Source organism: Halomonas sp. HAL1 (assembly GCF_030544485.1).
GTDB lineage: Bacteria > Pseudomonadota > Gammaproteobacteria > Pseudomonadales > Halomonadaceae > Vreelandella > Vreelandella arctica.
Genome location: NZ_CP130610.1, coordinates 3237255 through 3249401, shown reverse-complemented (window position 1 = coordinate 3249401; position 12147 = coordinate 3237255). Strand labels below are relative to the sequence as shown.

The following is a 12147-nucleotide window of genomic DNA, read 5'->3' as shown; positions in this document are numbered from 1 at the left end:
CGGCCATTGGCGAATAGTCGTTAATGCTTCAGCTTATTGTTCGGCACGCGCCCTTAACCGAAAACGTGCAATACGGATAATTTGCTCAATTGCCGTTTGTCGTTCGGTGGCTGCATCGTTGTGCAGACGCTCTTCAAAGGCGGCTAGAATTCCATGTCGATCAAGCCCTTTCACGGCAACCACAAAGGGAAAACCAAACTTCTCCTTGTACGCCGCATTAAGATACTCAAAGCGCGCAAACTCTTCAGGGCTGCACTGGTCGAGCCCGGCGCCTGCCTGCTCACTGGTGGAATCTTGAGTTAACTCACCGGCCATCGCGGCTTTACCGGCTAAATCTGGGTGCGCCTGAATCACCTTGATTTGCTGTTCGCTGCTTGCCTGCTGCAACATAAGCCCCATCAACTCGGCCAGTGCATCTGGGGTGTCGTGGGCTTCCGTCAGGCCGTGCTGCCAGGCCGCTTCGGCCACCCAGGGGGAGTGTTCATAAATATCCCCATAATGGTGGGTAAGCATTTCAAGGCTGCACTTGCTAGGCGCGGGTGAAAGCAGTAACGGGTGAGATGTTGGCATTGACACTCTCCAAAGCGGGTAATGTTAAAGCGACGGTGGTTCAAAAGGTGTGTGGATGGAATTACTGTATACAATAAATGGCAGTAACGGTACTCTTTGACCAATAGGTTAAGCAAAGCAAACAACGTTATAAATAAGGAGTGGCTATGGGCCGTTTAACCACCCACGTACTGGATACCGCCAAAGGACAGCCCGGTCAGGGGATTACTATTGAGGTGTTTCGCCTTACAGGCAGTGAGCGCCAACACCTGAGTACAGTGATTACTAACAGTGACGGGCGTTGTGATGCACCCATTTTAGAAGGTGATGCGCTCACATCAGGGGAGTACGAGCTGGTGTTCCATGCCGGTGATTACCTGCGTGCCCAAGGCGTTGAAGCTAATGAGCCGCGCTTTTTAGACGTAATCCCGCTGCGCTTTGGCGTTGCGGATGCCAGCCAGCACTACCATGTGCCGCTACTCCTCTCGCCCTATGGCTACTCAACTTACCGCGGTAGCTGATAGGGGACGTCCGTTATGCAAGCGTATCTAATCGATTTTGTTAATTTACTGCTTCGCTGGCTGCATGTGATTGCCGCCATCGCCTGGATCGGTGAGTCGATCTATTTTGTGATGCTGGATAATAGCCTGCGCACACCGAAGGCTGAGGAAGACCGCGAGAAGGGCGTCTTTGGCGAAATGTGGTCGGTGCATGGTGGTGGTTTTTACCACAACCAGAAGTACGCCACCGCGCCCGCCAAGCTTCCCAATGATCTGCACTGGTCATTCTGGAAAGCCTATACCACCTGGCTTTCCGGCTTTGCGCTGTTTGTGATTCTCTACATGGTCAATCCGGGCTTCTATCTGGTAAACCCCAATAGCCCCTGGGAGTGGGCCGCCAACATGACCGGCTGGCAGGCCAACGTTCTGGCCCTGGCATTCCTGCTCGGTGGTTGGGTGGTTTATAACGAGCTGTGTAAGCGCATTAGCCCCAATATGGATCGCGACGGCCTGCTCAGCATCGCGGTTGCCGTGATGATGGTGATCGTTGCCTACCTGAGCACGCAAATGTTTACCGGCCGCGCCGCCTTCCTACTCACCGGCGCGGTGATGGCGACGGCGATGTCGGCTAACGTCTTCTTCTGGATTATTCCCGGCCAGCGCCGCATGGTAAAAGCCATGAAGGCGGGCGATGCCCCCAATCCGCTGGATGGCAAACGCGGTAAACAGCGCTCGGTGCATAACACCTACTTCACGCTACCGGTCGTGTTGTTGATGGTGAGTAATCACTACTCCTTCATCTACTCCCACGAGCTTGCCTGGGTGGTGATGGTGCTGTTTATCTTTGCCGGTGCCTTGATCCGTCAGTTCTTTGTCTTGATGCATGCAGGCAAAACCCAGCCCGCCTATCCCGCCTTTGGGGTAGGGCTTATTCTGTTAGCCTTTTGGGTGGCGGCGCCGAGTGCGTCATCACCGAGCGGCGATGCAGGTGCGCAAGGGCCGGACCAGGCTCAAATCACCGGCCTAATCGAGCAGCACTGTGTTCAATGTCACGCTCGCAACCCTGAACATGCCGGTTTTTCAGCACCGCCCGCCGGGTTTGCTTTCGATAGCTGGGACGAGATTTTGGGCCAAAAGGCGCAAATTCAGCAGGTTGTCGCCAGCCAATATATGCCGTTGGGCAATATGACCAACATGAGTGACGAAGAGCGCGATATCATTGCCGCTTGGGAGGAATGATCAAAGAGGCTAGCTATGAGTGATGCGCAGGCGCCGGAAAAACGGCGCGCTCCTGCTAAAGAAGCTAAAAATAGCAAAGAGGGCGATGAGCGCCACGATGCTATCTACCGCTCCGTGAGCGATGCCATTGTCGAGCAGCGCTTAAAACCCGGCGCACGGCTGCGCGAAGATGCGCTGGCGGACGTATTCGGCATTAGCCGTACCGGTATTCGTAAAATCCTGCAGCGCCTGGCGTTGGAGCAATTAGTCACGCTGACACCGCGTCGTGGCGCCAGCGTTACCCGGCCTACCGCCGACGAAGCCAAAGACGTATTCGATGCACGCCAGTTAATCGAGTGCGGGCTGATGCCCGATGTGGCGCGGCGCATGAGCGAAAAAGAAGCGGCAGAGCTGCGCGAAATGGCCCGCCAAGAGCGCCAAGCGCTGCGCAGTGGCCAGCAGAGCGTGGCCATTCGGCTCTCTGCAGATTTCCATGTGCGCCTAGCACAGCTCTCAGGCAACGCCACCCTGGCAGAGTTTGTGGAACGGCTCTGCTCGCGCTCATCTCTGATTCTCGCTGTCTACGGCCATCGTGGCCATTTAGGCTGCGAATCCCATGACCACGATGACCTGATCGGCTATCTGGAAACGGGCAACGGCGAGCGCGCCAAAGCCTTTATGAGCCGTCACTTAAAAGCGATTGAAGCGTCGCTATCGATGGTCGAAGAGGAGGAGAATGTACCGGATTTGCAGCAGATATTTGGGGGGTAATTGCGCTAGGCGCATTTCAACAATTTTAAAGGGGCATCCAAATGACCACTAATAGCATCCGCTTAGATCAGCGTCTAATTGAAAAGGCAGCCATTATAGCCAAAACGCTTAATCGAACGACTCCTGAGCAAATCGAGCATTGGGCAAAAATCGGTGAAAAGGTGGAAGACAATCCTGATTTGCCTTATGAATTCGTGAAGCAAGCTATTATTGCAAAAACAGAACGTGAAGCCGGGAAGCTGGAGCCCTACGATTTTGGTTAAAGCTGCCAAAGAGTTAATGCTGATCCCGGCCCTTAGGAGCAGAAGAAGGAAGGACATTTATTTTCGTTTCAACCCCAAGACCTCGGGGCTGTGATCGAGAAAATTGTGTCCGTTTACTTTGTAAAATGATGCTAATGCGTCTGGTGAAATTGTCACTGACAAATCGTCGTGGAGCAAATCGTAGTCCGTAAAAGACGTGTCCGAGTGATACAGCCTGAAGAAATAGCTTCCTGCCGAATCCCTGCACAAAAACAAAACCCCTGGTACACCTGAGGCCTTTTCCTCTTCAGCTTCATTGCCCCTATAGTTGTATATGCTAGTCATTCATCTACTCTCTTTTGCTCATAAAAAATCTGTAGAAAACCCAATTTCGAACCACCTCTGCCGCTTGTCGCCCTATTTTAATGTCCCAGCCAACAAGCTTTGTTCATGGCACACCACCAGTATTTTTTCGACAGTGCTTCAATCTCTTTGGCATCGCGGCTGAAGAAGCTTGCCAGTGTGTGAAATGTGGAACGGTATTCAAGCGCCTCTACATCCCGCGTCTGGAGATAATGCTTTTGAAGTAGTCAAACAAGATGATCTTAAGCAGGATGGCAAAACGGACAAGTCGAGCTTGTGCTCGTTTGGATATAGTGCACTGTGTGTTCAAAGGTGCTTGGCAGGAGCTAATCTTGGTAGTTAATAACCACCATGGCGTTCTGATCGTAGTTATAAGCCTTGAAGCGCGGTATGCTGACCAGTCATCGTTTTTTTCTCGATCCTACCAATACTTAGACGTCAGCGGGGTTTTTCTACAGCCTCAACGCCACCGACAGTTTAGTAGCGGAGTCGCAGCCCAACGAAAAATCTGTCGCCGTGATTGGCTTAGTGATGCAAATTCTTCTCAAAAATGGTTTAGAGAACGAATTTATTGACTTAGATATATTGCTTTGCTAATGATTGGTTTTGGTTATTATTGACCGGCATTTAAATTAAACCAGAATAAGGAATAAGACCATGGCCGTAAAACATTCTCCACCAAGCGGAGAAAGCATCGTTCACAAAGGGCAAAAAGGCGGATTCACTGGTTGCGGGGTCAATACCAACGATAATTCCTCTCATTGGACTAACACCAATAGCGCTATTACGTGTAACAAAAATGGCTGCAAAAACTAGCTACAGATTCTGGGGCTGTTTTTACAGCCCTTCTCAAGCTGCATAACGACAACAGAATGCGCGGCTACGGAAGGAGGAAAAGCCGCAATGGATTAGGGGACGAAGAATGTTCATTGAGCCTTACTCTCTGTTGATACAGTCAACGTCCGAGCTTTTGAGCCTACAGTCGTCTTCTTCCAGAACTAAAAAATCTTTATTTCCAATAACAAAATGTACTAATTTTGCATAATTGGAATCAGGGCTAGCTACAGAAAAAAATATGGAAACAACCACTGCAAAAGATGCAAATAAGAATGATCCCAATGCCCCCTTTCCCCCAGATATCCACCAACCATCTTTTTGGGCTTTTACTTGGGATAGCAATTCACTTCCTAAAGCTTCATTGTATGCCTCTTCAGCTCGCTCTTCTGCGTAATGTTCTGCGAATACGTACAGTACTTCCTCGGCGTCACTGCGCAACTTTTCTAACTTTCCATCATGATAGGCCAATAAAAATTTATTAACATCGTCAGCTGGAATTGTGTCAACTTGTTGGGTTAACCGATATTGCTCCTTCCACTGATACTTTTCTTCTTTGTAGTCAGCATACGCGAGCATCCCAATTAATCGCTCTTTGGAATCAGGACCGGCCTCCACTACCAATTTTTCAAAGATGTTATTGTAATCAGGATGCGAGCTTGTGTTAGCTTGTGACACCATGAATCAGAAGCTCCTTATCCAAGTTTTTACGCTTCCCATTCCTCACTTTCATTGCAGCTTCGAACGCAGAATCGGCCGCACTGACGCTAACTTTGGTCATCTCACCGTTGACCTTCACAAAACGGTAATTTCCAGACGATCTTCGATTAAGTTTAACTTTTCGTAGCTTTTCCATTCCTTTCACCTCAAAGGGCTGTCTATATCAACACGTTGAGTAAAATTTTCAGCAGTGCTTTATTTATTAACTCAGCATAGCACACCGTCAATTGTCCAGTCTGCAGAGGTTGCACTAAAGCGTGAGATTTGTAGCGTTATTGTTAATACGCATGCGCAATTTTCTGTAATTCCTAAATTTTTCTCCGGATGAAGATCGCTAAAACAATGTGTATGTGCTCTGTTAATCATGGCAGAAAAACGCGCATTGCAGGTTAAAAATGTTTTCCATGTTCAAGGGAGCAGGCGTATTGCAAAATTAATAGCGCCATCGGTACAAGGCCGACGGCGCTTGTGCGAGCAGTTGGCTTGAGCCGTCAGTGACGGTTTTGCTGTCTCAACCTACCTACTTACTGCCCAGAAAATGCAGGTGCAGCCTTAAACTGCCGCATCAAACCGTAGTAGAACAGCCCACCTAAGCCTGCACCGATCAGCCAGCCGTAGCCGCCAAGCGCGGATAGCGCAGGTACTAACACGGTTGAGAGCGAGAACAGTGCTGCTACGCCAAAGGCGATAAGCGCACGAGTGTTCCAGCCGTTTACGTAGTAGTAGGCGCTGCCGGGTGCTGATGAGAATAGCTCCTGCATGTTCAAGTGCTGACGCTTAATCAGGTAATAATCAACCACGATAATGCCGTAGAAGGGCGCGACGATGGCGCCTAGCGCATTTACAAAGCCGGGAACGCCAATCTGGCTGATCACCGAAAGCCATAGCGCGCCGACAAAAAACGCAATCACCGCGGTAATCAGGCCGCCCATCTTAAAGCTGATTTTGCTGGGAAACAGGTTGGCAAGGTCGTAGGCGGGGGGAATGAAGTTGGCGACCAGGTTGATACCTACCGTGGCGGCAAAGAAGGTGAGGGCGGCGATAATCGTCAGCGGCAGCGAATCGACCCGTTCAACGATATCAGCGGGGTTGGTCAGCGCCTCGCCAAACAGCACCAAAGTACCGGCGGTAATAATCAGTGCGATAAACGAGAAGAACGCCACATTGAGTGGCAAGCCCAACAGGTTGCCTAGCTTCATCTGGCGTTCGGTTTTTACAAAGCGGGTGAAGTCACCGAAGTTGATCACCACCGCTGCGAAGTACGCCACCATGGTGCCCACAATCGCCATAAAGGCCGCGATTGAGCTTCCGCTGGTTTCACTGCCGCCGCTGAAGATGGTGCCAATGGCAGGAATCAGCTCACTTCCCGCCTGGTACCAGACAATGACCATCAGCACTAACATGACCACGTAGACCAGCGGGCCCGCCCAGTTCAGGAAGTGCTTAATGCGCTCAATGCCTTGCCAGAAAATTGCGATCTGAAACAGCCATACAATCACAAACGACACCCAGGCCACGCCGGAAAGCCCCAGGAAGGTGCTGCCGCTGCCTGCGCCCACAAAGGCGGTAATGAGTAGGGTGACAGCGGTGGAGGCGAAGTAGGTCTGCACGCCATACCAGAAAATTCCCACGATGGCGCGCAGCATCGCGGGTAGGTTCGCACCGCGGACGCCCATGCTGGCGCGTACCATGACGGGGAAAGGAATGCCGTATTTAACGCTGGGCTTACCGGTGAGGTTGACCAGAAACATCACGATCACCCCCGCCAGAATAATCGCCGCCATTACCGCCCAGCCGTTCAGGCCGTAGGTTAAAAACAGTGAGGCGGCGAGTGTATAACCAAACAGGCTCTGGATATCGTTAGACCAAACGTTAAATATCTCAAACGCGCCCCAGTTACGATCCTGGGGTTTAAGCGGCGCGAGATCCTCGTTATACAGCTTGGGATCAATGTGCTTAATATCCAGGTCACTAACGTCGTTACTCTCTTTCATCTTATTAGCTCTTCGGTTGGCAAATGGAGTTACTGACTAAAGCGCTGGCAGGGAGCCCAGTACTTCATCAACAGATAGTAGGTAACACCGGCGGGGATCAGGCTGGCGTACCACGAGATCGCCGAGAAAGAGAGCGCCGCCACAATACCCACCGCCGTGGCGATGAAAGCGGCCAAGTTAATACCCTGATAAGGTCCGTTAACGTCATACAGTTTGTCGATATCCAGCGTGCGACGGCGAATCACATAATAATCGACCACCAGAATGGCGAAGATGGGGCCTAGGAAAGCAGAGTAAGTTTGTACAAACAGCTGAAGGCCTGCCGCAGAACCCGGTTGAACCAGTTTCCAGGGGAAAGTGGCGAAGGCCAGCAGCCCGACGATCACCGTGGCGACCGAGAACTTGATCTTGAAGATGGCCATTAACACATAGGTCGGCGGTACCACGTTGTTAAGGACGTTGGTGGTGACCTGGGCAAAGGCGATGAACAGCAGGGTGGTCATTAACAGCGGGGTGTTGTCGACGGCATTGGCAAACACCTGAATAGGATCGGCGGTGCCAGTAGCCTGGGAGACCATATAGCCGATCAAGCCCATAAACAGCGTACAGGGCAGAATCGACATGGCGTAGATGGTGGTCAGCAGGCTCTGGGCGGTGCCCTTCTTATGCTCGCGGGAGTAGTCGCTGACGTTGAGCATCATGGTGCTGTAGATGCCCAGGAACAGCATGGTCGCGCCCCAGAACGGCATGCCCCAGGAGCCTTCCATGGTCAGCAGGCTGGCGGAAAGCTCATCGCCATAGCGTTGCACCGTGGCGTAAAACATATACACCAGCGAGGCGAGGATAAAGGCACTGCCGATATTCTCTAACCACTTGATGCCCTGGAAACCCATCACCGACAGGCCAATTTGCAGAAACTGGAAGGTAATGAAGTAGAAGATAAGGTTGTCGAAACCGAACAGGGTAGCCGAGACCATATTGAGCGCCCCGGCCCCAATCCAGCTTTGAAAGCCGTACCACACTACCGCCGGTACCGCGCGCACTAGGCCCGGTAAACGCGTGCCGGTAAAGCCAAACGCGCTGCGCGCCTGCACCATAAACGGAATGCCATACTTGTAGCCCGCAGCCCCGTTAATGGCGAGTGCTATACCGATCACGAAGCAGCCGATGGCAATGGCCAGGGTGGCTTGTAACAGGTTCAGGGTGCCGACCACGCTGGAGCCCATGGCAAAGGTGCCGATGGAAACGCAGCCGCCGAACCAAGCCAGAAAGTAGGAGCCTCGCCCCATAATCCGGGTCTGTTGAGGGGCCAGGCTTTCTGCCCCGAGTGCTTTTGATCCAGCATCGGATCGTTCTTCTGACGCAAGAGCCGAGGGTGAAGCGCTCATGATGTCGTCCTCGCAAGATTATCGGTTTTATTGGCAGCTTGGGTAATTTGATTACCCAGGCAACGCTTGCGGCGTGGCGTGCTAATGGACGTACTGGTTTTTTTAAATATAGTTTTCGAAATTCTGTTTAAGCTATTGTTATTGGATGTTTTGTAGTCGTTGTTATGTTTTTTTCAGCTGTTATGACTTATGCGGTAAATGCAGATTGGAAAGTTCAGAAAACTTACCGGTGAAGGTCTTTGGCCGTGGGTAGGCAAGATCACCATGCTTACTGGTATGCAGTCCTAAACTGACCAGCGATTCCGCCAGTTTCAGCGCGGCGGTAACACCTTCTACTACCGGTAGGCCCACTTCGTGACTAATCTGTTGGGTCAAGTTGGCCATACCGCCGCAGCCTAAAACGATGGCGCCAATGCCATCTTCATCCCTCGCGCGGCAGCACTCTTCAACAATGCGCGTAAACGCCGCGTCAGGGTGATGCTCAAGATCCAACACGGGGATTTCAGCGGCACGTATACGACGGCAGTGGTGGCTAAAGCCATACTGCTGAAGCAGATGCTCGGCGATAATGCCGGTGCGTCCCAGGGTGGTGACGATGGAAAAGCGAGTGCTTACCAGCGTGGCCAGATGAAATGCTGCTTCGGCAATCCCAATCACCGGCGCACGGGTCAGTTCTCGTGCGGCAAGCAAGCCAGGGTCGCCAAAACAGGCCACTATATAGGCATCAATGCCGCCTTCGCGCTCGCCCTTGAGGACTTCTTCGGCCACCCCTACCGCACTGACCACTTCGTCAAAATGGCTCTCGATTGAAACCGGCCCTGCGTCAGGCTGCGAAGCGCTCACCGAGATGCCAGGGCCTGCATGCTGCTGTGCTGCCTGATGAATAGCAGCGGTCATCGAGGCCGTGGTGTTAGGGTTAATAATTCGTATATGCACGTTAAATAATCCGCATGTAAACAATATAACTTTTCTTGTATACAAAAATAGGGCGGTTTCTAGCGAGACGCAAGGGTCTAGCCGCGAATACACGACGAAAGTGATAGGCTAAAAGTTTGACCAATTGTTCAGGATTCAAAGGTTTAACGACGTTTAAACTGAGAAACGCTATTAGTGTCAGAGGATTAGCGGCAAGCTGCGTTGCGGTACGCTATTAATGCCGCTATTTTGTATACAAATAATTAGTTGCCGCACTGGCATTGCTCATCGAATAGAAGCTAACCAGTGTTGGTCAGAAATATGACCGAAGGAGATAACGATGTCGTCCTCATCCATGGTGCATTACCCCCGTGATTTGATCGGTTACGGACGCAACCCGCCTCACGCCAATTGGCCCAATAAAGCCAAAATTGCCGTCCAGTTCGTGCTTAATTACGAAGAAGGCGGCGAAAATAGCGTGCTGCATGGCGATACCGGCTCGGAGCAGTTTCTGTCGGAAATCATCGGTGCACCGGCTTATCCAGATCGCCACTTGAGTATGGAGTCTATTTACGAATATGGCTCCCGCGCCGGGGTGTGGCGCATTTTGCGCGAGTTTGAAAAACGCGATCTACCGCTCACGGTGTTTGGCGTGGCTATGGCGCTGGAGCGCAATCCAGAGGTGGCTATGGCCTTTAAAGAGCTAGGCCATGAGATTGCCTGCCACGGCTATCGCTGGATTCATTATCAGGAAGTGCCCGAACACGTGGAGCGGGAGCATCTGCAGCAGGCCATGGAGATTTTTCAGCGCCTCTACGGCGAAAAGCCCCAAGGCTGGTACACCGGCCGCGATAGCCCCAATACCCGGCGGCTGGTGCTAGACGAAGGCGGTTTCCTTTACGATAGCGACTACTACGGCGACGACTTGCCTTTTTGGACGCAGGTGACCGATAGTCAGGGCAGTGACCACAACCACCTGATTGTGCCCTACACGTTGGACAGCAACGATATGCGCTTTGCTGCCCCGCAAGGTTTTAACACCGCGGATCACTTCTTTACCTACCTGCGCGATGCCTTCGATGTGCTTTACGCAGAAGGGGAGGAGGCGCCCAAAATGCTCTCAATAGGTATGCACTGCCGCTTGTTGGGGCGCCCGGGGCGTTTTCGCGCGCTGCAGCGCTTTTTGGATTACATCGAAACCCACGACCGCGTTTGGGTGGCCCGCCGGGTCGATATCGCCCTTCACTGGGCAGAGCACCACCCGGCGCCAACCCGTTGAAAGGCAAAATAATGAAACAACCTACTTACTACGCCCCCGCCGGCGGGCACCCGCCGCAAACCCAAATAACCGCTGACCGTGCTGTATTTACTGAAGCCTATGCGCTGATTCCTAAAGGCGTGATGCGCGATATCGTCACCAGCAACCTACCGTTTTGGGAAAGCACTCGGCTGTGGGTGCTGGCGCGGCCGCTGTCAGGGTTTGCTGAAACGTTCTCCCAGTACATTATGGAAGTCCAGCCCCAGGGCGGTAGTGATAAGCCTGAGCCAGACCCCCAGGCGGAAGGCGTGCTGTTTATTGTGGAAGGTGAGTTAACGCTTACTTTGTCAGGCGAGCGCCACGTTATGCAGCCCGGCGGCTATGCGTTTATTCCTTCTGGTAGTAACTGGCAGGTGCGAAACGAATCTAACGTGCCGGTGCGTTTCCACTGGGTACGCAAGGCGTATGAATTTGTGGAAGGGCTCGAGGTGCCACAAGCGTTTGTGACCAACGAGCAGGATATTGCGCCTATCGAGATGCCGGGCACCGAAGGGCGCTGGGCTACCACGCGTTTTGTCGACCCGGCGGACGTCCGCCACGATATGCACGTCAATATCGTGACGTTCCAGCCCGGCGGCGTGATTCCCTTTGATGAAACCCATGTCATGGAACACGGGCTTTACGTGCTGGAAGGCAAAGCCGTTTATCACTTGAATCAAAACTGGGTAGAAGTAGAGGCGGGCGATTTTATGTGGCTACGCGCTTTCTGTCCCCAGGCCTGCTACGCCGCTGGCCCAGGGCCGTTCCGTTATTTGTTGTATAAAGATGTTAACCGCCACGCTTCTCTCAAATTGTCGTCACGCTAAGGAGCTGTAATGTTGACACTGAACGCCGAGCCGCTGACGGCCGAGGCCTTTGCCCCTTTTGGCGATGTGATGGATGCGCGCACCTCCGCCTCGTTTCCCATTAATGCCGGGCGCACCCAGCGCCATCACGATCTGGCCAAGGTGGAAACCCTGGGCGAAAACGCTCACACGCTGATTAATATCTTCGTGAGCCAGCCGATTACACTGCCGTTGGAGCTCACGTTTTTAGAGCGCCATCCCCAGGGCAGTCAGGCGTTTATGCCGCTGCATGAGGAGCGCTTTATCGTTGTAGTGGCGCCGCCCGGTGAACATATCAATCCTGACGAAGTGCGTGCTTATGTGACCGATGGCCGACAAGGCGTGAATTACCGCGCAGGCACTTGGCACGCCATTCAGTCAGTGCTAGAACGTGAGGGCGAGTTCTTGGTGGTGGATCGGGGCGGCGATGGCAATAACTGCGATGAGTTTCCCCTGGCAATTACCGTTACGTTGGAATAATACGTACATTTCGTGTTGCAGGGCTGTCATA

General features: G+C 52.4%; 12 protein-coding genes. 7 read left to right on the top strand and 5 right to left on the bottom strand.

Annotation, left to right across the window (positions count from 1 at the left end; all coding sequences use genetic code 11):
* Positions 1 to 33: 33 nt before the first annotated feature.
* On the bottom strand, positions 34 to 570 hold the full coding sequence (gene uraD / locus Q3Y66_RS15215) for a 2-oxo-4-hydroxy-4-carboxy-5-ureidoimidazoline decarboxylase (RefSeq protein ID WP_008955995.1): 537 nt from the start codon (positions 568 to 570) through the stop codon (positions 34 to 36).
* Positions 571 to 716: 146 nt separating this feature from the next.
* On the opposite strand from uraD, the gene uraH reads away from it, so the two are divergent.
* From uraH to Q3Y66_RS15195, 4 genes are read left to right on the top strand one after another with little or no spacing between them, the layout of a single operon-like run.
* On the top strand, positions 717 to 1070 hold the full coding sequence (gene uraH, locus Q3Y66_RS15210) for a hydroxyisourate hydrolase (RefSeq protein WP_008955996.1): 354 nt from the start codon (positions 717 to 719) through the stop codon (positions 1068 to 1070).
* Between the two features lie 15 nt (positions 1071 to 1085).
* Positions 1086 to 2288 (top strand): urate hydroxylase PuuD, encoded by a 1203-nt coding sequence (locus tag Q3Y66_RS15205; RefSeq protein ID WP_008955997.1) that lies wholly within the window; start codon positions 1086 to 1088, stop codon positions 2286 to 2288.
* Positions 2289 to 2303: 15 nt separating this feature from the next.
* Positions 2304 to 3038 carry a GntR family transcriptional regulator gene (locus Q3Y66_RS15200; protein WP_008955998.1) on the top strand — a complete coding sequence of 245 codons (735 nt, stop codon included), beginning with the start codon at positions 2304 to 2306 and terminating at the stop codon, positions 3036 to 3038.
* Between the two features lie 41 nt (positions 3039 to 3079).
* A complete protein-coding gene (locus tag Q3Y66_RS15195) occupies positions 3080 to 3301 on the top strand; it encodes a hypothetical protein (protein WP_008955999.1) in 222 nt (73 codons plus the stop codon).
* Between the two features lie 1278 nt (positions 3302 to 4579).
* Here the strand turns inward: Q3Y66_RS15195 and Q3Y66_RS15190 are convergent.
* From Q3Y66_RS15190 to Q3Y66_RS15175, 4 genes are all read right to left on the bottom strand, one after another.
* On the bottom strand, positions 4580 to 5158 hold the full coding sequence (locus tag Q3Y66_RS15190) for a hypothetical protein (RefSeq protein ID WP_008956001.1): 579 nt from the start codon (positions 5156 to 5158) through the stop codon (positions 4580 to 4582).
* A gap of 563 nt (positions 5159 to 5721) precedes the next feature.
* Positions 5722 to 7191, bottom strand: a complete 1470-nt coding sequence (locus tag Q3Y66_RS15185) for an NCS1 family nucleobase:cation symporter-1 (protein WP_008956003.1) — start codon at positions 7189 to 7191, stop codon at positions 5722 to 5724.
* Between the two features lie 29 nt (positions 7192 to 7220).
* The gene (locus Q3Y66_RS15180) at positions 7221 to 8579 is read right to left on the bottom strand and encodes an NCS1 family transporter (RefSeq protein WP_008956004.1); all 1359 of its coding nucleotides are present in this window, start codon (positions 8577 to 8579) and stop codon (positions 7221 to 7223) included.
* A 180-nt stretch (positions 8580 to 8759) separates the two neighbouring features.
* A complete protein-coding gene (locus tag Q3Y66_RS15175) occupies positions 8760 to 9515 on the bottom strand; it encodes an aspartate/glutamate racemase family protein (protein WP_008956005.1) in 756 nt (251 codons plus the stop codon).
* Positions 9516 to 9834: 319 nt separating this feature from the next.
* Here Q3Y66_RS15175 and puuE point away from each other — a divergent pair, with 319 nt between their 5' ends.
* Genes puuE through Q3Y66_RS15160 form a run of 3 tightly spaced genes read left to right on the top strand, consistent with a single transcriptional unit; the run spans position 9835 to position 12116 of the window.
* Complete coding sequence (gene puuE / locus Q3Y66_RS15170; protein WP_008956006.1) at positions 9835 to 10773, top strand: allantoinase PuuE; 939 nt, start codon at positions 9835 to 9837, stop codon at positions 10771 to 10773.
* Between the two features lie 11 nt (positions 10774 to 10784).
* Positions 10785 to 11618 carry a bifunctional allantoicase/(S)-ureidoglycine aminohydrolase gene (locus Q3Y66_RS15165; RefSeq protein WP_008956007.1) on the top strand — a complete coding sequence of 278 codons (834 nt, stop codon included), beginning with the start codon at positions 10785 to 10787 and terminating at the stop codon, positions 11616 to 11618.
* 9 nt (positions 11619 to 11627) lie between these two features.
* Positions 11628 to 12116, top strand: coding sequence for an ureidoglycolate lyase (locus Q3Y66_RS15160; protein ID WP_008956008.1), 489 nt, complete (start codon positions 11628 to 11630; stop codon positions 12114 to 12116).
* The last annotated feature ends 31 nt before the right edge of the window (positions 12117 to 12147 follow it).

Excerpts from the sequence above, each read along its gene's own strand:
- Q3Y66_RS15180 (WP_008956004.1), bottom strand. The coding sequence starts at position 8,579 with ATGAGCGCTTCACCCTCGGCTCTTGCGTCAGAAGAACGATCCGATGCT.
- Q3Y66_RS15205 (WP_008955997.1), top strand. The coding sequence starts at position 1,086 with ATGCAAGCGTATCTAATCGATTTTGTTAATTTACTGCTTCGCTGGCTG.
- Q3Y66_RS15160 (WP_008956008.1), top strand. The coding sequence starts at position 11,628 with ATGTTGACACTGAACGCCGAGCCGCTGACGGCCGAGGCCTTTGCCCCT.
- puuE (WP_008956006.1), top strand. The coding sequence starts at position 9,835 with ATGTCGTCCTCATCCATGGTGCATTACCCCCGTGATTTGATCGGTTAC.
- Q3Y66_RS15165 (WP_008956007.1), top strand. The coding sequence starts at position 10,785 with ATGAAACAACCTACTTACTACGCCCCCGCCGGCGGGCACCCGCCGCAA.
- Q3Y66_RS15185 (WP_008956003.1), bottom strand. The coding sequence starts at position 7,191 with ATGAAAGAGAGTAACGACGTTAGTGACCTGGATATTAAGCACATTGAT.
- uraD (WP_008955995.1), bottom strand. The coding sequence starts at position 570 with ATGCCAACATCTCACCCGTTACTGCTTTCACCCGCGCCTAGCAAGTGC.
- uraH (WP_008955996.1), top strand. The coding sequence starts at position 717 with ATGGGCCGTTTAACCACCCACGTACTGGATACCGCCAAAGGACAGCCC.
- Q3Y66_RS15200 (WP_008955998.1), top strand. The coding sequence starts at position 2,304 with ATGAGTGATGCGCAGGCGCCGGAAAAACGGCGCGCTCCTGCTAAAGAA.
- Q3Y66_RS15190 (WP_008956001.1), bottom strand. The coding sequence starts at position 5,158 with ATGGTGTCACAAGCTAACACAAGCTCGCATCCTGATTACAATAACATC.
- Q3Y66_RS15195 (WP_008955999.1), top strand. The coding sequence starts at position 3,080 with ATGACCACTAATAGCATCCGCTTAGATCAGCGTCTAATTGAAAAGGCA.